This is a genomic window from Microbulbifer sp. CAU 1566, assembly GCF_023156515.1.
In the GTDB taxonomy this organism is placed as follows: domain Bacteria; phylum Pseudomonadota; class Gammaproteobacteria; order Pseudomonadales; family Cellvibrionaceae; genus Microbulbifer.
In genome coordinates this window covers 148,764-167,806 of the sequence record NZ_JALNMG010000005.1, presented here as the reverse complement: position 1 = coordinate 167,806, position 19,043 = coordinate 148,764, and the positions used below count along the sequence as shown (strand labels likewise).

At 59.6% G+C, this 19,043-nt stretch carries 17 protein-coding genes; 15 read left to right on the top strand and 2 right to left on the bottom strand.

All coding sequences use genetic code 11. The features are described from left to right. Window positions 1-59 precede the first annotated feature (59 nt). A complete protein-coding gene (locus M0G74_RS13630) occupies window positions 60-968 on the bottom strand; it encodes a neutral zinc metallopeptidase (RefSeq protein ID WP_248218103.1) in 909 nt (302 codons plus the stop codon). Window positions 969-1,053: 85 nt separating this feature from the next. Here M0G74_RS13630 and M0G74_RS13625 point away from each other — a divergent pair, with 85 nt between their 5' ends. From M0G74_RS13625 to M0G74_RS13555, 15 genes are all read left to right on the top strand, one after another. Beyond that, entirely contained in the window at window positions 1,054-1,707 is a 654-nt protein-coding gene (locus tag M0G74_RS13625; protein ID WP_248218099.1) for an LON peptidase substrate-binding domain-containing protein, read from the top strand. 73 nt (window positions 1,708-1,780) lie between these two features. Then, on the top strand, window positions 1,781-4,561 hold the full coding sequence (locus M0G74_RS13620) for a DUF2339 domain-containing protein (protein ID WP_248218097.1): 2,781 nt from the start codon (window positions 1,781-1,783) through the stop codon (window positions 4,559-4,561). 159 nt (window positions 4,562-4,720) lie between these two features. Next, window positions 4,721-6,046, top strand: coding sequence for a glutamate-5-semialdehyde dehydrogenase (locus M0G74_RS13615; RefSeq protein ID WP_348983715.1), 1,326 nt, complete (start codon window positions 4,721-4,723; stop codon window positions 6,044-6,046). Window positions 6,047-6,108: 62 nt separating this feature from the next. After that, complete coding sequence (gene nadD / locus M0G74_RS13610) at window positions 6,109-6,762, top strand: nicotinate-nucleotide adenylyltransferase (protein ID WP_248218095.1); 654 nt, start codon at window positions 6,109-6,111, stop codon at window positions 6,760-6,762. A 27-nt stretch (window positions 6,763-6,789) separates the two neighbouring features. Next, window positions 6,790-7,152 (top strand): ribosome silencing factor, encoded by a 363-nt coding sequence (rsfS, locus tag M0G74_RS13605; protein WP_248218089.1) that lies wholly within the window; start codon window positions 6,790-6,792, stop codon window positions 7,150-7,152. A gap of 9 nt (window positions 7,153-7,161) precedes the next feature. Continuing rightward, a complete protein-coding gene (gene rlmH, locus M0G74_RS13600; protein WP_248218087.1) occupies window positions 7,162-7,638 on the top strand; it encodes a 23S rRNA (pseudouridine(1915)-N(3))-methyltransferase RlmH in 477 nt (158 codons plus the stop codon). 200 nt (window positions 7,639-7,838) lie between these two features. Next, window positions 7,839-9,797 carry a penicillin-binding protein 2 gene (mrdA, locus tag M0G74_RS13595; RefSeq protein ID WP_248218075.1) on the top strand — a complete coding sequence of 653 codons (1,959 nt, stop codon included), beginning with the start codon at window positions 7,839-7,841 and terminating at the stop codon, window positions 9,795-9,797. Next, a complete protein-coding gene (gene rodA, locus M0G74_RS13590; RefSeq protein ID WP_236250432.1) occupies window positions 9,790-10,935 on the top strand; it encodes a rod shape-determining protein RodA in 1,146 nt (381 codons plus the stop codon). The genes mrdA and rodA overlap by 8 nt, the downstream gene beginning before the upstream one ends. Window positions 10,936-11,112: 177 nt before the next feature. Continuing rightward, window positions 11,113-12,102, top strand: coding sequence for a lytic murein transglycosylase B (gene mltB, locus M0G74_RS13585; protein WP_248218066.1), 990 nt, complete (start codon window positions 11,113-11,115; stop codon window positions 12,100-12,102). 206 nt (window positions 12,103-12,308) lie between these two features. Continuing rightward, window positions 12,309-13,259 carry a septal ring lytic transglycosylase RlpA family protein gene (locus M0G74_RS13580; RefSeq protein ID WP_282450196.1) on the top strand — a complete coding sequence of 317 codons (951 nt, stop codon included), beginning with the start codon at window positions 12,309-12,311 and terminating at the stop codon, window positions 13,257-13,259. 119 nt (window positions 13,260-13,378) lie between these two features. Further along, a complete protein-coding gene (locus M0G74_RS13575) occupies window positions 13,379-14,530 on the top strand; it encodes a D-alanyl-D-alanine carboxypeptidase family protein (RefSeq protein WP_160154293.1) in 1,152 nt (383 codons plus the stop codon). A gap of 189 nt (window positions 14,531-14,719) precedes the next feature. Then, a complete protein-coding gene (locus M0G74_RS13570; RefSeq protein WP_248218065.1) occupies window positions 14,720-15,001 on the top strand; it encodes a DUF493 family protein in 282 nt (93 codons plus the stop codon). Continuing rightward, window positions 15,001-15,723 carry a lipoyl(octanoyl) transferase LipB gene (gene lipB, locus M0G74_RS13565; protein ID WP_248218060.1) on the top strand — a complete coding sequence of 241 codons (723 nt, stop codon included), beginning with the start codon at window positions 15,001-15,003 and terminating at the stop codon, window positions 15,721-15,723. Before M0G74_RS13570 ends, lipB begins: the two co-directional genes overlap by 1 nt. After that, window positions 15,716-16,765 carry a lipoyl synthase gene (gene lipA, locus M0G74_RS13560; protein ID WP_248218057.1) on the top strand — a complete coding sequence of 350 codons (1,050 nt, stop codon included), beginning with the start codon at window positions 15,716-15,718 and terminating at the stop codon, window positions 16,763-16,765. Before lipB ends, lipA begins: the two co-directional genes overlap by 8 nt. Window positions 16,766-17,213: 448 nt before the next feature. Next, a complete protein-coding gene (locus M0G74_RS13555; protein ID WP_160154290.1) occupies window positions 17,214-18,479 on the top strand; it encodes a sugar MFS transporter in 1,266 nt (421 codons plus the stop codon). Window positions 18,480-18,562: 83 nt separating this feature from the next. Here the strand turns inward: M0G74_RS13555 and M0G74_RS13550 are convergent, their stop codons facing one another. Then, window positions 18,563-18,889 (bottom strand): DUF1540 domain-containing protein, encoded by a 327-nt coding sequence (locus M0G74_RS13550; protein ID WP_248218036.1) that lies wholly within the window; start codon window positions 18,887-18,889, stop codon window positions 18,563-18,565. Window positions 18,890-19,043 lie beyond the last annotated feature (154 nt).

Genomic DNA, 19,043 nt, shown 5'->3' with positions numbered 1-19,043 from the left:
ATGAGTGGGCAAGCTTAGCGGCAGCGCCACAGGATTTCTTTAAAAACTTTCTGGCTCAATTATTGGCCCGATAGTGCTGCAAACGTATTGCACTTGTTTACGTCGCCGGTGGTGAAGCCCTGTCGGAACCAGTAGGCGCGCTGTTCGGCGCTGCCGTGGGTGAAGGCGTCGGGGGAGACGGCGCGGCCGGAGCGTCTTTGCAGGTGGTCGTCACCGACTGCGGCGGCGGCGCGCAGGCCTTCCTCTATGTCGCCGGGTTCCAGCATGTTGCGATCCCGGTGGGCGTAAAATGCCCAGACACCGGCGTAGCAGTCCGCCTGTAATTCCAGCATTACCGACAGCCGGTTCGCGGTGACTTTGTCCGCCTGCATCCGCGCCTGCTGCACTTTGGCCGATATGCCCATCTGATTCTGCACATGGTGCCCCACCTCGTGGGCGATCACATAGGCGAAGGCGAAGTCCCCCGGCGCGCCGAGTTTTTTCAGTTCGTTCAGGAAGTTCAGGTCCAGGTAGACCTTGGCGTCTCCGGGGCAATAGAAGGGCCCCACGGCAGCGGAGCTGAGGCCGCAGGCAGAGCGCACGGCATCGTTATAAAGTACCAGCTTGGGCGCAACATACTGGCCTCCAGCCTGCTGGAACAGTTTCCCCCAGGTGTCTTCGGTATCGGCCAGCACAACCGATACAAACTGTGCGACCTCGTCATCGGCGCCCTGGGTGCCGGGCGCGGTCTGTGAATCCGGACCCAGGCTCGGGGACTCGGTGCTTTGCATACCACTGAAGAGGTTGCCGCCGAAATAGTAGAGCGCCCCGAGGGCCAGCAGGATTAACCAGCCCCGCTTGCTGCGCAGTAGCAAAGGGGCCAGGGCGAGCAAATTGCCAAGACCTCCAAGACCACCACCGCCACCGGGGGAGGGCTCTCCACGGCGATCTTCCACATTCGAACTTCTGCGACCCTGACGCCAGCGCATGGTGATACCTCTCGATGCAGTCCGCATGTCTTTCGCTTTGAGCATTGCTTTGAGCATAGAACAGCTGGCGCGATTTTTTGTTTAATTGTCGGGAGATTATCCTTACTTCAGCGGCACCGATGGTATCTTTGTCGCGTCCATGGACCTCAACAGGGTGCTTATTTTGTCGTTGATCCCACTGTTTCCGCTCAATATGGCGCTGTTTCCCGGCGTGACACTGCCGCTGCGTATCTTTGAGCAACGCTACCTGCGGCTGGTAACCGAATCCATGAAGGCGGATACCGGTTTTGGTGTTGCGCTGATTCGCAGCGGCCGTGAGGTGGGTCCGGCGGAGGTGTGGCCGCTGGGGCTCTATGTGCGGATTGTGGACTGGAGCCAGGGTGAGGAAGGGCTGCTGCATATTGATGTGGCGGGAGAGTCCCGGTTCCGGGTTCTGGAGTCCTTTCCCGAAGACGACGGCCTGTTGATGGCGGAGGTGGAGTGGCTGCCGGATGAAGAGTCGCACCCGGTGCCGGAAAGCTGTGACGGCTTGCTGGCGGTGCTGACCGAGCTGAAGCAGCATGCCGCTTCCCTGGCGCTAAAGTTTGCCCCGGTGGAATCTGCTGAGGCACTGTCCTGGCAGCTGGCGCAACTGTTGCCGCTGGAGGATGCGGCGAGGGTCGAGTTGCTGGCCAGCCAGGATCCTCTGGAGCGGCTGGCACATATCGCCGCCAATCTGGATCGCTGGGCCAGGCAGTAACCCTTCACACCAAATGATCCAGGCGCAAAAGCCGCGCCTTTTAACAAGATTACAATAACAATTCGGGGAATCTATGGACGGATTTGTCCTCCTGGGGCTGCTGCTGATCCTGACGGTGATTGTCGGGTCCCTGCTGGGAATTGTTGCCTTTGTCGAAGTGAAAAGCCTGCGCCAGGAGTTGAGCCGATTGCGCAAGGCTGTAGACGCAACGCCCAGTGTCGGTGCATCCGAAGCGGTAAAAGAGCAGCCGCCGCCCGTACAACCACCTGCGCCATCGTCGGAAGTGCCGGGCACTAACTCGACGGGCACTAATTCGACGGGCACTAATTCGACGGTAACTAGCGCAACGGAAATATTCGCCTCTCCCAAGGTTCAGGCCGGGCGCGCTCATACCCATATTCCTACTCCTGCTCCTACCAGTTCTGCATTGCGCAAACAGCGAACCCGCAAAGAGCTTCAACCGCAACCACGCAAGCACTCGTTATTCCTTTCCCGGCTGCAGGAAAACTGGATGGTCTGGCTGGGGGGCGCCTGTGTGGCGCTGGCGGGCGTTTTTCTCGCGCGCTACGGCATAGAGCAGGGATTGTTGGGCCCCAAAGTGCGGGTAGCCCTGGGGTTGGCGACAGCGCTGGCGTTGTACCTGGCCTCCGAATATTTACGCCGCAGAACCGGGGCCAGCCATCCCACTTTTGCGGCGCTGGCGGGTGGTGGCGCGATTACTGCCTTTGCCGCGATTCTGTCTGCGCTCCACCTGTATCACCTGTTTGAACCGGGGTTGGCCTTCGGTCTGTTGGCGGTGGTGGCGTTGGTCACCATGTGGCTGGCGCGACTGCACGGGCCTGTGCTCGCGGCCATCGGGATGCTCGGTGCCTACTCGGTGCCCGCACTGGTTTCCAGCGGTGGCGGCAATGTGCTGGGGGCCATGCTCTATGCCCTGATCATTACCGCCTCGGTACTGCTGTTGTTGCGCCGCGTGTACCGCACCTGGCTGTGGCTGGGCCTGATGCTGGGCGCTCTGGCGTGGTGGCTGATTTCCCTGGCCGGGCATCAGGCCGATGGGTGGCGCGGGCCCTATCTGGCGGTGCTGGCGTATTTGTTACTGTCACTGGTGCCGGGGGACTGGCTGTTGCTCGGAAAGCCAGGCTGGAGCAGGGGAAGCGTCACATTGGGTGTCGAGAGGGCCGCAAGTTCATCGGCACCGGCCGTCGCCATAGTGCCGTTATTGCTGCCCAGCTTGCTGGTGGTGATTGCCGCGCAGTGCCTGTCGATACTGCGCGAGGGCGCACAGGTCGGGGCGCTGACAACCGCACTGTGGGTCTGGAGTCCGCTGGTGGTAGTGATACTGCTGGCCGCACGGGGGCGCGCGAATTTCGCGCTGCTTTCCTGGGGTTTGTTGCTGGGGCAGTTGGCGGCATGGTTGGCCGTGCGCCTGCATTTGGACGGCGGTAATGAGATCCGGCTCTCGCCCTGGCAGGCTGCGGACCAGGGGTCATTTTTGTTGTACCTCGGGGGAACCGCGCTGCTGTTTTCCGCTGGGGCCTTGGCGCACTTCCGTGCCGGCCTGGCCCGCTACTGGTGGGCGTCCCTGGCCGTGATGGCGCCGCTGCTCTCTCTGTTACTCGGGTACCTGCTGGCGGCGGAATACCTGCCGCGCTACTGGTGGTGCCTGTATGCAGCAGTGCTCGGAGCCGTTTTTGCCTATCTGGGAAGCCTCGGGGCGGCCAGGGCCTGGCCCAAGGCGATGGTGGTCTGGCTGTTTGTCGCCGGTCACTTCGGATACAGCCTGGCGGTCTGTCTGTGGCTGGAGCAGGCCAGCCTGACCCTGGCACTCGCGCTGCAGGCGGTTTCCCTGGCCTGGATTATCCGTCGTTTTCAGGTACCTGCACTGGGCTGGTTGTTGAAAGGCGTTTTGCTGCTGGTGGTGGTGCGGCTCACGTTCAACCCCTGGCTTCTGTCCTATGGCGAGGGTAGCCACTGGTCACTCTGGACCTACGGTGGTTCCGCGCTCTGCGCCTGGCTGGCGGCGGTGATGTTGAGGTCCTGCAATGAGCCGCGGGGAAGCAGTGGTCCACTGGCTAACCTGGCCAATTGGGCCGAGGCGGCATTTTTACATTTGCTGGTACTGGCGCTGTGGGCGGAGTGCCGTTATTGGCTCTACGGCGGCAATGCCTTTGCGGCGGAATTCAGTTTTACCGAAGCGGTGGTCAACATCTGGCTGTTTGCCGGCTTGGGGTTGGTCTACTACAGAAAAAGCCTGCTAGGGGGCAGTTTTGCCCGCTGGTATGACGGTTACGCGCGGCTGCTGATGCTGGCCTCTCTCGCCTGTTATCTGCGCATTCTGTTTGCCGTGGCCGACAGCCAGGCCTGGGCCTGGCAGGCCATTGGCGAGCGTCCGGTATTCAACCTGTTATTACCGGCCTTTGCCGGACCGGCGCTGTTGGCCCTGCTGGTTCGCCGCTTTTACCTGCCGACCTGTCGGAAGTTTGCCACTCTGCTGTCCGCGCTGGCGGCATTTGTCTGGGTGTCGCTGGAGATACGCCATCTGTGGCAGGGGGATATTCGCCTGAATACCGGGACCTCTACCGGGGAGCTGTACACCTATTCCGCGATATGGCTGTTGTTGGCGGTGGCTGCCATTCTGCTCGGCAGCTGGCGAGGCTGGCGCAACTGCTACCAAGGCGGAATGGCGGTTCTGGCACTGGTGATCGTGAAGCTGTTCCTGGTGGATATGTCCGGTCTCGAGGGGTTGCTGCGGGTGGCCTCGTTTATGGGGCTGGGGCTGGCGTTGCTGGGAATTGCCTACTTGCACCAGAAGCTGAGTGTTGCGCGCGATGCGTTTGACCGGGGAGATTGACTGGAAAGCGTGGTCGGCGACTTTGATTGCGGGCCCTGACCAGCGACTTTGACCGGGGCGGGCCTCAAGTAAGCGGTATTCGCGTTCTATGGGCAATTTTGTGTCCGGGTTACGGTATACTTCGCGACCCGAAATTTCGGGCCGACGTATACGTTCGTTGTGAGAGGCCAATCAAGGAGAGCCGCCGTGAACACTATCAGCGCCAATGAAGCCAGTCAGGATGCCGCCGACGCCACTAGTCAGATGATGCAGGCCATGGGCCGCGCCGCCCGCGCTGCTGCCCGCCTGATGGCCCGCGCTGATACCGGAACAAAAAATGCCGCCCTCAAAGCGATCGCCGCCGAACTGGATGCCCAGCGACCGCAGCTGGCGGCGGCCAACGCCAAAGACATGCAGAATGGCCGCGACAATGGTTTGGACGCCGCACTGCTGGATCGTCTGGAACTGACCGACGGGCGTATTGACGGCATGATCGAAGGGCTGAACCAGATCGCGGAACTGCCGGACCCGGTGGGCGAGGTCAGCGACCTCAAATACCGCCCCAGTGGTATTCAGGTGGGCAAAATGCGTGTGCCTCTCGGAGTGGTGGGGATCATTTACGAATCCCGCCCCAACGTGACCATCGACGCCGCCAGTCTGTGCCTCAAATCGGGCAACGCGACCATATTGCGCGGAGGCAGTGAGGCGCTGCACTCCAACGGCGCTATTGCTGCCTGTATTGCCGCCGGCCTGAAACAGGCCGGACTGCCGGAAACCGCGGTGCAGGTCGTGGCCACCACCGATCGCGCTGCCGTGGGTGCGTTGATCTCCATGCCCGAATACGTGGACGTGATCGTCCCCCGGGGTGGCAAGGGCCTAATCGAGCGCATCAGCCGCGAAGCGCGGGTGCCGGTGATTAAGCACCTGGACGGTATCTGCCACGTATACCTGGACGACCGCGCCGACCCGCAGAAGGCATTTGATATCGCGTTGAATGCCAAAACCCATCGCTACGGCGTGTGCAATGCGATGGAAACCTTGCTGGTCGCCGAGGCAGTTGCGGCGGAATTCCTGCCAAAACTGGCGGCGGCCTACCAGGAAAAGGGTGTAGAGCTGCGCGGTTGCGAGCAGACCCGGGCCATACTTCCCAATGTATTGCCGGCGACAGAGGCGGACTGGGCAACTGAATACCTGGCGCCGGTGCTGGCGATTCGCGTGGTGGCGGATATGGACGCGGCGATGGATCACATTGCCCAGTACAGCTCCGGCCATACCGAATCGATTGTGACCGAAGACTACAGTCGCGCCCGTCGTTTTCTGGCGGAGGTGGACTCCGCTTCGGTGATGGTCAATGCCTCCACCCGCTTTGCCGACGGCTTTGAATACGGCCTGGGTGCGGAAATTGGCATCAGCACCGACAAAATCCACGCCCGCGGGCCTGTGGGGCTGGAGGGACTGACTTCGCAGAAGTGGATTGTGTTCGGGGACGGGCATATTCGCCATTAAGCGGCCACCGGTAGCGGCGCCGCCACCGATTGAATGAGTGGCACTAACCAGCAGGGAATGAAGTGGCAGCACAACGGAAAACCATCGCCCTGTTCGGCGGCACTTTCAATCCGGTGCACTTTGGCCACCTGCGTATGGCGCTGGAGCTGAAAGAGCTTCTGGACTTCGATGAAATGCGCCTGCTGCCCTCGCACCAGCCGGCACACCGGGAAACCCCCGGCATCAGCAGTGCCGCGCGCCGGGATATGTTGGCGCTGGCGATCGAAGGCTGCCCGGAACTGACCTTGGACGAGCGCGAGCTGAACCGGGAGGGGCCCACCTACACCGTGGATACCCTGGAAGAGCTGCGCGCAGAGTTGGGCGAGGAAGTGTCCATCAGCTTCTGTATGGGGTTGGATTCCCTTCTCAGCTTGCCCAGCTGGCATCGGTGGGAGCAGCTGACAAAACTGGGCCACCTGGTGGTGGTGACCCGCCCCGGGTGGCAGATTCCCAGAGATGGCGAAGTGGCCGAGCTACTGGCGTCACACCGGGGTGAATTACAACATTTGCGGCAGGAAGCCGCGGGCAGGATCCTGGTGCGGGAGCAGACACTGTTGCCGATTTCCGCCACTGGCATCCGCAGCCTGATCGAGCGTGGCCGTTCACCGCAGTTTCTGCTGCCGGAGCGGGTACTCAACTACATTCAAACTCATCAGCTCTACAAGAGCGAACAATAGGGGCCAAGGCTCCCACGTACAGGTGTTATGACTGATATCAAAGCAATTGCCGTAAACGCACTGGAAGACCTCAAAGGGAAAGACATTGTCACCCTGGATGTCTCCGAACTGAGCGATGTGATGGACACCCTGATCATCTGCACCGGCACCTCCAATCGCCAGGTCAAATCCCTGGCCAACAATGTGGTCGAAGACGGTAAAGAAGCCGGCGTTCGCCCCATCGGTGTCGAAGGCATGGAGCAGGGCGAGTGGGTGCTGGTGGACTACGGTGATGTGGTTATCCACGTAATGCAGGCGGAAACCCGCGGTTTCTACGACCTGGAAAAGCTGTGGTCCATGACCCCCAATACCCGCAAAGATGCGGACGGCAGCGACCCCCACCAGGACTGATCGCCCGCGATGAAAGTCAGGATTCTCGCTGCCGGCGGCAAAATGCCCGCCTGGGTGCAAGAAGGCTACAACGAGTACGCCAAACGCCTGCCCCGGGAACTCACCCTGGAAATGGTGGAAATTCCCCTGGGCAACCGCGGCCAGAAGAACTCCGCCGCCCTGGTGGAGAAGGCGCGCCAGAAAGAGGGCGAGGCCATGCTGGCGGCCCTCGGGCCCCGGGACCACGTGGTCGCATTGGAGGTGAAGGGCAAGTCCTGGAGCACCGAGCATCTGTCGCGGGAACTGGCGGACTGGCAGATGTCCGGGGACAACGTCAGCTTGCTGATCGGCGGCCCGGATGGCCTGTCGCAAGAATGCCTGGCGCGCGCGAATCAGAAGTGGTCGCTGTCCGCCCTGACCATGCCACATCCGCTGGTACGGGTGCTGTTGGCGGAACAGTTGTACCGCGCCTGGACTTTGCTGGCCGGTCACCCATACCACAAGTAATCTTGAGTAGCCCCCAATTGGATTGAACTCGTGTGCCGACCTGGCGTCTGATCAGGTTTGGCGTCTTCTTCTTTGTGCGGGCTGTGCGTGCGTCTGCGCGGAAGACTCCGCAGGCGCGATAAACTTGTGTACACTTCGTGGTCATTTTTGCGCCACTGCCAATCCATAACGACCCATAACGACTGTTCGTACCGACCACCATGTCAGAAAACCTGCGCTTCAAAGATCACCACACAGAGCAGCGACTGTTCCGCAATCGCATGCTGGTGGCGATTGTCGGCGTCGCCGTGCTGCTGGGAGTGCTGGTGGCGCGCCTGTACAACCTGCAGGTGGTCAATTACGAGAGCTACCGCACCCAGTCGGACCAGAACCGTATCCAGATGCGGCCGGTGCCGCCCACGCGCGGCCTGATCTACGACCGCAACGGCGAGTTGCTGGCGGACAACCGTCCCAGTTACACCCTCTCTATCGTCCGCGAAAGGGTCAAAGACCTGGACGCCACCCTGGAACTCCTCGGCCAGCTGGTACGTCTGGATGACAGCGATGTGGAGAAGTTCAAACGCCGTCTGCCGCGCCGCCGCCCGTTCGAACCAGTGCCGCTGCGCTATCGCCTGAGCGAAGACGAAATTGCCCGCATCAGCGTCAACGAATTCCACCTGTTGGGGGTGTCGGTCGAGGCCGAGTTGGTGCGCTATTACCCCGAGAGCGAGCTGTTTGCCCACAGTGTGGGCTACGTGGGACGCATCAACGAGCGCGAACTGACCGCCTTTACCGAGGAAGATGTGAGCCGCTACCGCGGTACCCAGAGTATCGGCAAGGTGGGCCTGGAGCGCTCCTATGAAGACCTGCTGCTCGGCGAAGTAGGATATGAAAATGTGGAAACCAACGCCCGCGGCCGTGTGTTGCGGGTGCTGGAGCGCCACGACCCCAAACCCGGTGCGGAACTGACCCTGCACCTGGATACCCGCCTGCAGCAGGTAGCAACCGACGCCCTGGGCGAGAATCGCGGCGCGGTAGTGGCTATCGACGTCAAGACCGGCGGTGTGCTGGCGTTTGTGAGTCAGCCTTCCTTTGACCCCAACCTGTTCGTTACCGGTATCAGTTTCAAGGACTACAGCGCCTTGCGGGATTCTCTCGATGTGCCCCTGTTCAACCGTGTGGTGCAAGGGCAATACCCACCGGGATCGACCCTGAAGCCGATGATGGGGCTCGGTGGCCTGGCGGCCGGTGTGATTACTGCGGAGACCAAAGTGGCGGACCCGGGCCACTTCAAGTTGCCCAATGACAGCCGTATTTATCGGGACTGGAAGCGCTGGGGCCACGGCAAACATGTGGACCTGATTCAGGGGCTGGCGCAAAGCTGCGACGTCTATTTCTGGGATATGGCGTCGCGCTGGAATATCGATGGCATGCATGACGTCGCCACCCGCTTCGGCCTGGGGGAGAAAACCGGTATCGACCTGCCGCGGGAATACCCGGGGATTTTCCCGTCGCGAGATTGGAAGCGCGGTGCCCGCGGTGCCCCCTGGTTCCCAGGTGACAGCCTTAACGCTGTGTTGGGTCAGGGCTTTGTATTGGCGACCCCGCTTCAGCTGGCGGTGATGACCGCTACCATTGCCAACCGCGGTACTCACTATCGCCCTCAAATGGTGATGGCGGTCGACGGTGTCGAGCAACCACCGGAAGTCCTGCACCACGTGGATGCCCGCCCGGAATACTGGGACCTGGTATTCAAGGGGATGGAAGCGGTGGTTTACAGCGCCCATGGCACTGGCAAGAAAGCCGGCGCCGATCTGGACTTCAAGGTGGCCGGAAAGTCCGGTACCGCCCAGGTCGTCGGTATTGCCCAGGGCGAAAAATACGATTCCGAAGCGCTCAAGGAGCGCCACCGGGACCACGCGTTGTTTGTCGCTTTTGCGCCGGTGGATGACCCGCAGATTGCGGTATCGGTGCTGGTGGAAAACGGCGAGGGCGGTGGCCGGGTAGCGGCGCCGGTCGCGCGTGAGGTGTTCTTCGACTGGATGTCGCGCAAGCTGGAAGATACCGCGGCGCTCGAGCCTGATATGTCATCCGCGCCGCTCCACTGGCGACCGCCCATGGCGCAACCGCAGTCAATGCTTCCTATGCCCCAACTTCAGGAGATCCGCGTCCGTGGCTAGTCGCGACTATATGCACCGGTTGCCAGATGCCGGCAGTAGCCTGCGTCGCCCCGAGAGCTTTTCCCGTCGCTGGCATATCGATATGCCGCTGCTGCTCCTGCTACTGGTGTTGGCGGGTGTGGGCCTGGTGGTACTGTACAGCGCTTCCGGTGAAGAGATTCACTATGTGAAGCGCCAGGCGGTGTTTATGGGCCTGGCGTTTACCGGAATGTTGATTGCTGCGCAGATTCCGCTGGAATTCTATCGTCGTTGGTCGCCCTGGTTTTACCTGGGCGGCTGCTGCCTGCTGGTGGCGGTGCTCTTTTTTGGGGTTGGGGCCAAGGGCGCACAGCGCTGGCTGCAGATCGGCGGATTTCGCTTTCAACCCTCAGAGGTGTTGAAGCTGGCGGTGCCCATTGCGGTGGCAGCCTATCTCCACAAGCGCAGCCTGCCGCCATCTTTCCTGACCATTGCGGGGGCCCTGCTTATCATTGCGGTTCCGGCGGCGTTGATCGTGCGCCAGCCGGATCTGGGAACTTCTATTCTGATTGCTGCGTCCGGTATCTTCGCGCTCTATCTCTCCGGCCTCAGCTGGAAAATGATCGGCAGCGCGGGATTGCTGGGACTGATGGCGGCCTGGCCCATGTGGATCTGGGGATTGCGGGATTATCAGCGCCAGCGGATTCTCACCCTGTTCAACCCGGATGCTGATCGACTCGGTGCCGGTTGGAATATCTTCCAGTCCAAGGCGGCGATCGGCTCCGGTGGTTGGGCGGGCAAGGGCTACATGCAAGGCACTCAGTCCCAGCTGGATTTTCTGCCAGAGAGCCATACGGATTTCATCATCGCGGTACTGGCCGAAGAGTGGGGGATGCGCGGTGCCCTGATCCTGCTGGCCCTGTATCTGTTGATCATTGCCAGAGGCATCTATATTAGTTTCATGGCCCAGCACGTGTTCGGCCGCCTGTTGGCGGGCAGTATCACGCTCACCTTCTTTGTTTACGTGTTTGTGAATATCGGTATGGTGACCGGCCTGTTGCCAGTGGTGGGAGTACCGCTTCCGCTGGTGAGTCATGGTGGTACTTCGGTAATAACTCTGATGGCCGGGTTTGGCATTCTCATGGCTATCAGCACGGAAAGGCGCAGAGTACTTTTTTGACCCGCCGTTTGACGGGATGTGGCCCGGGTCAGTTTTAACCGGGCCATATTCAGGTAGGCTTCACTTTTTCTCGTGTAAGGTGCCACTTTTTGGCGCGTTTGCAGTCACAGCATCAGTTCGATTTTAATAACGGAAAAAGTAGTCGGAAGTACTTGTATGAAAACAGGAGCGGTTGTTTTGAAGTGGACCACAGGATTGCTGGCAGGCTTGGGGCTGGTGCTCAGTGCCTGCGCCCAGGAGCAGGGGCATGGGGACAATGTCCAGGCCAAGGCCTTTGTGGATTACATGGTGGCCGAACACAACTTCAATCGCGACGACCTGCAAACCCTGATGCAGGAAGCCAAGCGCAAGGACTCGATCCTCAAAGCGATCAAACGCCCGGCAGAAAAAGCCAAACCCTGGCACGAGTACCGCAAGATATTTCTGACCAATACCCGCATTCGCGGTGGTGTGGAGTTCTGGGATAAAAACGCCGAGGCACTGAAGGCCGCGGAAGAAAAATACGGCGTACCGCCGGAAATGATTGTTGCCATCATCGGCGTGGAAACCCGCTACGGCGGCAATATGGGCAGCTATCGGGTACTGGATGCCCTGGCCACCCTGTCGTTCAATTATCCGCGCCGCTCCAAGTTCTTCACCAAGGAACTGGAAAACTACCTGCTGATGACCCGGGATGAAAAACTGGACCCGAAAGAACTGAAGGGCTCCTACGCCGGTGCCATGGGCTTCGGTCAATTCATGCCATCGAGCTACCGAAATTATGCGGTGGACTTCAATGGTGATGGCCGGGTGGATATCTGGACGGACACCGAAGACGCCATCGGCAGTGTCGCTAACTATTTTGTACAGCACGGCTGGAAGCCCGGGGAGCCCGTAACGGTGATTACCCAGCCGCTCCCCAATGCGGATATGACCATCGTCAACGATGACCTGAAACCCAAGTGGACGGTGGGTGAACTGGAAGCCAAGGGTTTCCCCACTACCGCCCAGGTCACCAAAGACATGCCGGCCAACGTATTTTCACTGGATACCCAGGATGGCGACCAGTTCTGGATCGGGCTGAATAATTTCTACACCATTACCCGGTATAACCACAGCCGCCTGTATGCCATGGCGGTGTATGAGTTGGGGCAGGAGATTATCAAGGCGCGCGGTGGCCGTTCCTGATAGGTGTTTGTTCGCTGTTTGTTGGTTTTAAATAATCTGTTTCAAGGCCGATGGTTGAACGGACAATCGGCGGAATAATGCAATATCCATAGCCGGGGACCGATGCAGTACCCGGCGGTTGATTCGCCAGCGGATGGTGGCGGGGCAACATAAAAACCATAAATCGCGGTTGCGGGCTGCTGTTTTGCCTGTTCCGGGGGAAGCTTATGAAAAATATCACGGCGGCCGAGGGGCCTCGGTCGGGTTTACTTGCTGGTTTCCAGTCTGGCGTTAGCGTCGGCGTAAAAGTTGTCGCAACCTGTGCACTGGCTTTGCTCTCAGCCTGTAATACCACGCCACTGCAAACCCCCGATAAACCCCGCGCAGGCTCGGAAGATGTCCCGTTCGACCAGGTGCGCGATAGCGGCCCGGCAGTACCTGTGGATATGTTGGCCACGCCGGAAGTGACCCCGGTGCGTGAACCCATCGGGGTGGCCGGCAACAAGTCCCCCTATGTGGTAAATGGGGTGAAATACAGAGTGCTGAAGGGCGTGGATGGCTACCGGGAGCGCGGGCACGCGTCCTGGTACGGCACCAAATTCCATGGTCGCAAGACCGCCAATGGCGAGGTCTACAATATGTACGCCATGTCGGCGGCGCATAAAACCCTGCCTCTACCCAGCTATGCCAAGGTGACCAACCTGGACAATGGCCGCAGTATCATTGTGCGGGTTAATGACCGCGGACCTTTTGTGCCGGGACGGATCATTGACCTCAGTTACACTGCCGCACAGAAACTCGGCTACATCGACAAGGGCGTTGCCCGGGTAGAAGTCGAAGCCCTGGATCCCGCCAGCCTTCCCAGTGCCAGCGAAACCCTGGCGGTGGAAAAAGACGCTGCTGCGCGTAAAGGGTTACCGCAGGACGCCAGCTTCAAACTGCCGGAAAATACCTTCCTACAGGTGGGGGCCTATAGCTCCGCCAGTCAGGCAGATGACATTCGCGGGCAGCTGGCCGCCGCATTCGGCTATCCTGTATCCGTCAGCCCGGTGCAGCGTGACGGACAAATGCTCTACCGGGTGCGTATTGGACCCATCGCCCAGCAGCGGGCACTGGCCGCATTACGGGAGTCCGTAGAGCAGCAATCTTTTGGTCAACCCCAGGTGGTGGTTGATTGATTGACCGCGATAATCGCCGTTGACTGAACCGTCGCGGTGATTGTTGGTCTATCGCAGCGCATACCCCGGCTGGAGCCGGGTTTTGACACTTTTTGTACGCAAGGAATAAAGAGATACCCATGTTCAAACGCTTATTTGCCTGTCTGCTCCTGATTGTCGGCACCAGCAGTGTGGCCCAGGCCGATAAACCGCTGATTCCCGCACCGCCCCAGTTGGCGGCAACGGCCTACCTGCTGATTGACGCCCACACCGGACAGGTGCTGGTGGAACACGACGCCGACAAGCAGATTCCCCCGGCGAGCCTCACCAAGATGATGACCAGCTATATCGTGTCTGAAGAGCTGGAAAAGGGCGCCATCAAAGAACAGGACATGGTGAATATTTCGGAAAAGGCCTGGCGTAAAGGCGGTTCCAAAATGTTCGTCAAAGTGGGCGACAAGGTACCGGTGATCGACCTGCTGCGCGGTGTCATCGTGCAGTCCGGCAACGACGCCAGCATTGCGTTGGCGGAATTCGTTTCCGGCAGTGAAGAGGTCTTCGCCGAGGTAATGAACCAGCAGGCGCAACTGCTGGGAATGGACGACACCCACTTTATGAATGCCACTGGTTGGCCCGCAGAAGGCCACGTCACTACGGCCCGCGACCTGGGTAAACTGGCGCGCGCACTGATCAACGATCACCCGGATCACTACGCGCTCTACTCGGAAAAATACTTCCGCTTTAACGGTATCAACCAGCCAAACCGCAACCGCCTGCTGTGGCGCGATCCTGCGGTTGACGGTATCAAAACCGGCCATACCGAAGAGGCCGGGTTCTGCCTGGTAGCCTCCGCGGTCAAGCGCGGTATGCGCCTGATTTCCGTGGTGGTGGGTACCGATAGCGACGAAAAACGCGCTGCCGAAACCCAGAAGCTGCTGGCCTACGGCTTCCGCTACTACCAGACCCACAAAGTGTATGGCAGCAACGACGTGCTGCAGACCGAGCGGGTTTGGGGTGGCAAAGTGGACTCCGTGGGTGTTGCGGTCAAAAACGACGTGTTTGTGACCATTCCGCGCGGTGGTGAAGAGAGCATCAAGGCCGACCTGATCGTCGACGGTGAGCTCAAGGCCCCGCTGGCCAAGGGACAGCAGGTAGGCAAGGTGATTGTGACCCTGGATGGTGAAACCGTCGCCGATGTTGCCGCGGTAGTGGCCGAGGATGTTGAGGAAGCCGGCTTCTTCAAGCGCCTGTGGGACTCCATCAAGCGCTTCGTGATGGGCTTCTTCCAGTAAAAGTTGCTGTCATTGACGGTCTCAGCCCGGCTGGCTTCGCCGCCGGGCCCTTCTTAAAGCAGTTTCGCCTGCAATCTTTCCTCCCTGTCCAGTCCCCGACTCGCACTGTATAATCGCCGCCCGGCCGCGTTTCCCGCAGGGATCCGTCCCCGCGTCTTCACTTCTGACCTGCGGCCAAGTGAGTGTGGTATGACCCAGGATTCAGAGCAGCAGCCTCCGAAAATCGAATTTCCCTGTGAAGACTATATGGTCAAGGTGTTGCGAAACGCCGACGAGCAGTTGCACCAGCTTGTTCTGGAAGTGATGCGCCGCCATGCGCCGGATCTGGACGAGAGCAAGATGAAGCACAAGCCCAGCCGCAATGGCAAGTTTACCTCTGTGACCTTCTTCATCGTTGCAACCGGAGAGCCGCAACTGCAGGCGCTGACCGAAGAACTTGTCGCCCTTGACGGCGTACATATGGTGATTTGATGGCCGTACAAGATCTGGCCATCTGCAATCTGGGCCGGCGCGATTACGAAAGCGTATGGCGTGCCATGGCCCACTACACCGATACCCGCGGCAACGACGCCGTGGATCAGATCTGGTGCGTTGAACACCCCCCCGTATTTACCCAGGGCCAGGCCGGCAAAGCCGAGCACCTGCTGAATACCGGCGATATCCCGGTAGTGCAGGTGGATCGCGGTGGTCAGGTGACCTACCACGGCCCCGGCCAGCTGGTGGTTTACCCGCTGCTGGACCTGCGCCGCCGCAAAGTCGGAGTACGGGACCTGGTAACCGCGCTGGAAGAGGCCACCGTCGATATGCTGGCGGAATTCGGGATTGCCGCCGCGCCGCGCGCGGATGCGCCCGGTGTTTACCTCACGGATGGTCCCCGTGCCGGCAACAAGATTGCCTCCATTGGCCTGCGGGTGCGCCGCGGCTGCAGCTTCCACGGTATCGCCATCAACATCGATATGGATCTGGGCCCCTTTCTGCGGATCAATCCCTGTGGATATGCGGGCATGCAGATGGTGCAGATGACCGAAGTGATCCAGCCTGCGCCGGAATGGCAAAAAGTGGCTGAGATTTTTGTAGCCGCATTGCAGCGCAGACTGCAATTACCGGCAGCCGACTGGCAGCCGGTGGACGAGAATTTATTTTTGGTGGCGGGGATTGAGCCCGATACCGAATCAGGAATGAGCAATGTCTGAACGTTTTGATACCGACAAGCCGGAAATCATCGCTACCTCTGCAGTACCCGAAACTGCCGTGCCGGAAATCAGCCCGGTAAAACGCACCCGCCGCCTGCAGCAGGGCGAAAAGCTGCGCGACGGCGACAAGGTAGAGCGTATCCCGGTGAAGGTGATCGCCAGTGACCAGACCCTGCGCAAACCCGAGTGGATTCGGGTAAAGGTGCCTTCGGTCAAAGCGTCCAAAGAAGTGGAGCGCATTAAAAGCATTCTGCGCTCGCAGAAACTTGCCACCGTGTGTGAAGAAGCCAGCTGTCCCAACCTGGGTGAGTGTTTCAGTGGCGGTACCGCCACCTTCATGATCATGGGCGAGATCTGTACCCGTCGCTGTCCCTTCTGCGATGTGGGCCACGGCAAGCCAAACCCGCTGGATCCGAATGAACCGCAGCAACTGGCGGAAGCGATTGCCGCCATGAGCCTGCGCTACGTGGTGATCACCTCGGTGGACCGCGACGACCTGCGCGACGGCGGTGCCCAGCACTTTGCCGACTGCATCAAACAGTCTCGCGCACTGTCGCCGAACCTGCAGGTGGAAATCCTGACCCCGGACTTCCGCGGCCGCATGGATATCGCGCTGGATATTCTTGAAGTGGATGCCCCGGACGTGTTCAACCACAACCTGGAAACCGTGCCGCGCCTGTACCGCGAGTCCCGCCCCGGCGCCAATTACAAGTGGTCCCTGAAACTGCTGCAGGAATATAAAAAGCGCCGCCCCGACGTACTCACCAAGTCCGGCCTGATGGTGGGCCTTGGCGAGACCAAGGAAGAGATTTTCGAAGTACTGGACGACATGCGCGAACACGATATCGACATGCTCACCATCGGCCAGTACCTGCAGCCGAGCAAGGAGCACCTGCCGGTGCAGCGTTACGTGCACCCGGATGAGTTTGAAGAGTACCGGGTTTACGCCGAGCAGATCGGCTTCAAACACGCGGCCTGTGGTCCGATGGTGCGTTCGTCCTATCACGCGGATAAGCAGGCTCATGGGGAAGAGGTAAAGTAAGCGCCGATTGTTACCGCCAGTGCCTTGGGCGAGTGTATGGTCATCGAAAATGTTGCGGTTAACTTGCGCGCAGAAGAGGTGGTTCCGGCTCCTGCGGTGGCAATGTCTGAGCGGAGGAGCCGTTAAAAGTCCACTCAATATCAACTTTGCTCCCACTTCTCACTAGCCGTGAAAGTGGGACGCGACAGCGCAAAGTGGCACCAACCGGTGCAGATTCACCGTGATAGTCTGCCGTGATGTTCTTTATGTCTCCGCCAAATTTGTATATGGCGGGGATTGGATGGCCTGGTTTGGTACGTCTCAATCCTATGGAGAGACCGGGGGGAAGCCGCTAGAAAGTACGCACATGGCGATCGTGTCCCCAGTCTCCCGTAGATCGTTACTCCATTTCGACCAGCCATTCATACGATGATGAAACAGGCACAATAACTATCATAAGAGGTGAACTATGGCCGGGACCCAGGCGCCAGTGACCAATATTCCGATTGAGACGTCCACCAGCAGCGAGGGTGGCAATTTCCGTTTCGCGCTGACAGCACTCACGGTGCTGTTTTTTATGTGGGGCTTTTTGACCTGCCTCAACGATATCCTGATTCCCCACCTGAAAGCGGTCTTCAATCTCAGTTACACCCAGGCGATGCTGATCCAGTTCTGCTTCTTCGGTGCCTATGCCACAGTTTCCCTGCCTGCCGGGGCGCTGGTTAAGCGTATCGGCTACCAGAAGGGCATCGTGGGCGGTCTCGCGGTAGCGGCACTTGGTTGCCTGCTGTTTTACCCGGCAGCCGAAAGTCACTCATACCCTGTATTCCTCGGCGCACTGTTTGTGCTCGCCTCGGGTATCACCCTGCTGCAGGTATCTGCCAACCCGTATGTGACCGCTCTCGGCGATCCGGCCACCGCATCCAGTCGCCTCACCATGACCCAGGCATTTAATTCCCTGGGTACCACCGTTGCCCCCTTCTTTGGCGGCGTACTGATTCTCTCTGCTGCTACCGTTGGTGCGGATGCGCTAAGCGCGGATGCGGAAGCGGATGCGGTGAAAGTCCCTTACCTGATGCTGGCTGGCGTGCTGGCGGCTCTGGCCGTGATTTTCAGCCGGCTAAAGCTGCCGCAGATTGACATGCAGGCTGACAAGGCCGTGGCGGAAGAGGGGAGCTCTGTCTGGTCCCACCGTCATCTGGTGCTGGGTGCCGTGGGTATTTTTGTGTACGTGGGCGCGGAAGTTTCCATCGGCAGCTTTCTTGTGAACTTCCTCGGTCTCGACAGTGTTGCGGCAATGGAAGAGGCGAAAGCGGCACACTATATCGCCTACTATTGGGGTGGTGCGATGATCGGCCGCTTTATTGGTGCGGCGGTGATGCAAAAGGTATCGCCGGGGCTGGTGTTGGCGTTCAACGCGGTCGCAGCGATTTTGCTGGTGTTTGCCGCCATTCTGGGTTCGGGTGCAGCCGCTATGTGGGCGATTCTGCTGGTGGGGCTGTTCAACTCCATCATGTTCCCCACCATCTTCAGTCTTGCGCTTCAGGGCCTCGGCAAACAAGCCGGTCAGGCTTCCGGTGTTCTGTGCCTGGCCATCGTCGGGGGAGCGATAGTACCGCTGATCCAGGGGGTTGTGGCCGATAGCGCGGGTCTGCAGATCTCTTTCTTGGTGCCAGTGGTGTGCTATGCCTACATCGCTTACTACGGGCTCAAGGGATCAAAGGTCGCCGACTGACCGGGCATCCTGCAAAACTGACGTTCGATAAAAAGGGAGGGAAGCCAAGGCTTCCCTCCCTTTTTTTGTGAATGTGAGTTTGCTCAGTGTGCGTAGGTCAGGCAATTCACGGTGTTTCCGCTGTACCCCAGTTCAATCTGATCCGCGCCGCACTCGAAGTCTTCATTGTGACAGCAGGCTGTGACCTTGCAGGCACCCACGCCGGCGTGGCGCTCGCGCTTGGTGTGATGGCTGTTATTGAAGTAGGTATCGCAGTCTGGCTGGTCACCATCGCCGATGGTGATGGCGCGGGCGTGACAGGCAGAATCGGTGTTGTAGGCACAGCTGGTGGCGGCACAGCTGGAAACTTCGGGCATGTCGGTGGCGATGATCATGGCGTGGTTCTCGTCAATTATTGTCTGGCGGCTCATGGTGTTGCCGGCAGTGGTCTTGCGGTAAATACGAGGAGCAAACTCCCGCAATAAGCCTAGTTGAGCACCTCTCACTGTCAAATCGATGGCGGAAAAATATTCCAGATGCCGTTCAAATTTATTTTGTTGGACTTCCGTCTAAATTGACCTGACT

Coding starts and splice junctions, on each gene's coding strand:
- M0G74_RS13580 (WP_282450196.1), top strand. CDS start 12,309: ATGAAAAATATCACGGCGGCCGAGGGGCCTCGGTCGGGTTTACTTGCT.
- lipB (WP_248218060.1), top strand. CDS start 15,001: ATGGCCGTACAAGATCTGGCCATCTGCAATCTGGGCCGGCGCGATTAC.
- M0G74_RS13630 (WP_248218103.1), bottom strand. CDS start 968: ATGCGCTGGCGTCAGGGTCGCAGAAGTTCGAATGTGGAAGATCGCCGT.
- M0G74_RS13555 (WP_160154290.1), top strand. CDS start 17,214: ATGGCCGGGACCCAGGCGCCAGTGACCAATATTCCGATTGAGACGTCC.
- M0G74_RS13570 (WP_248218065.1), top strand. CDS start 14,720: ATGACCCAGGATTCAGAGCAGCAGCCTCCGAAAATCGAATTTCCCTGT.
- rlmH (WP_248218087.1), top strand. CDS start 7,162: ATGAAAGTCAGGATTCTCGCTGCCGGCGGCAAAATGCCCGCCTGGGTG.
- mrdA (WP_248218075.1), top strand. CDS start 7,839: ATGTCAGAAAACCTGCGCTTCAAAGATCACCACACAGAGCAGCGACTG.
- M0G74_RS13620 (WP_248218097.1), top strand. CDS start 1,781: ATGGACGGATTTGTCCTCCTGGGGCTGCTGCTGATCCTGACGGTGATT.
- rsfS (WP_248218089.1), top strand. CDS start 6,790: ATGACTGATATCAAAGCAATTGCCGTAAACGCACTGGAAGACCTCAAA.
- M0G74_RS13575 (WP_160154293.1), top strand. CDS start 13,379: ATGTTCAAACGCTTATTTGCCTGTCTGCTCCTGATTGTCGGCACCAGC.
- lipA (WP_248218057.1), top strand. CDS start 15,716: ATGTCTGAACGTTTTGATACCGACAAGCCGGAAATCATCGCTACCTCT.
- M0G74_RS13550 (WP_248218036.1), bottom strand. CDS start 18,889: ATGAGCCGCCAGACAATAATTGACGAGAACCACGCCATGATCATCGCC.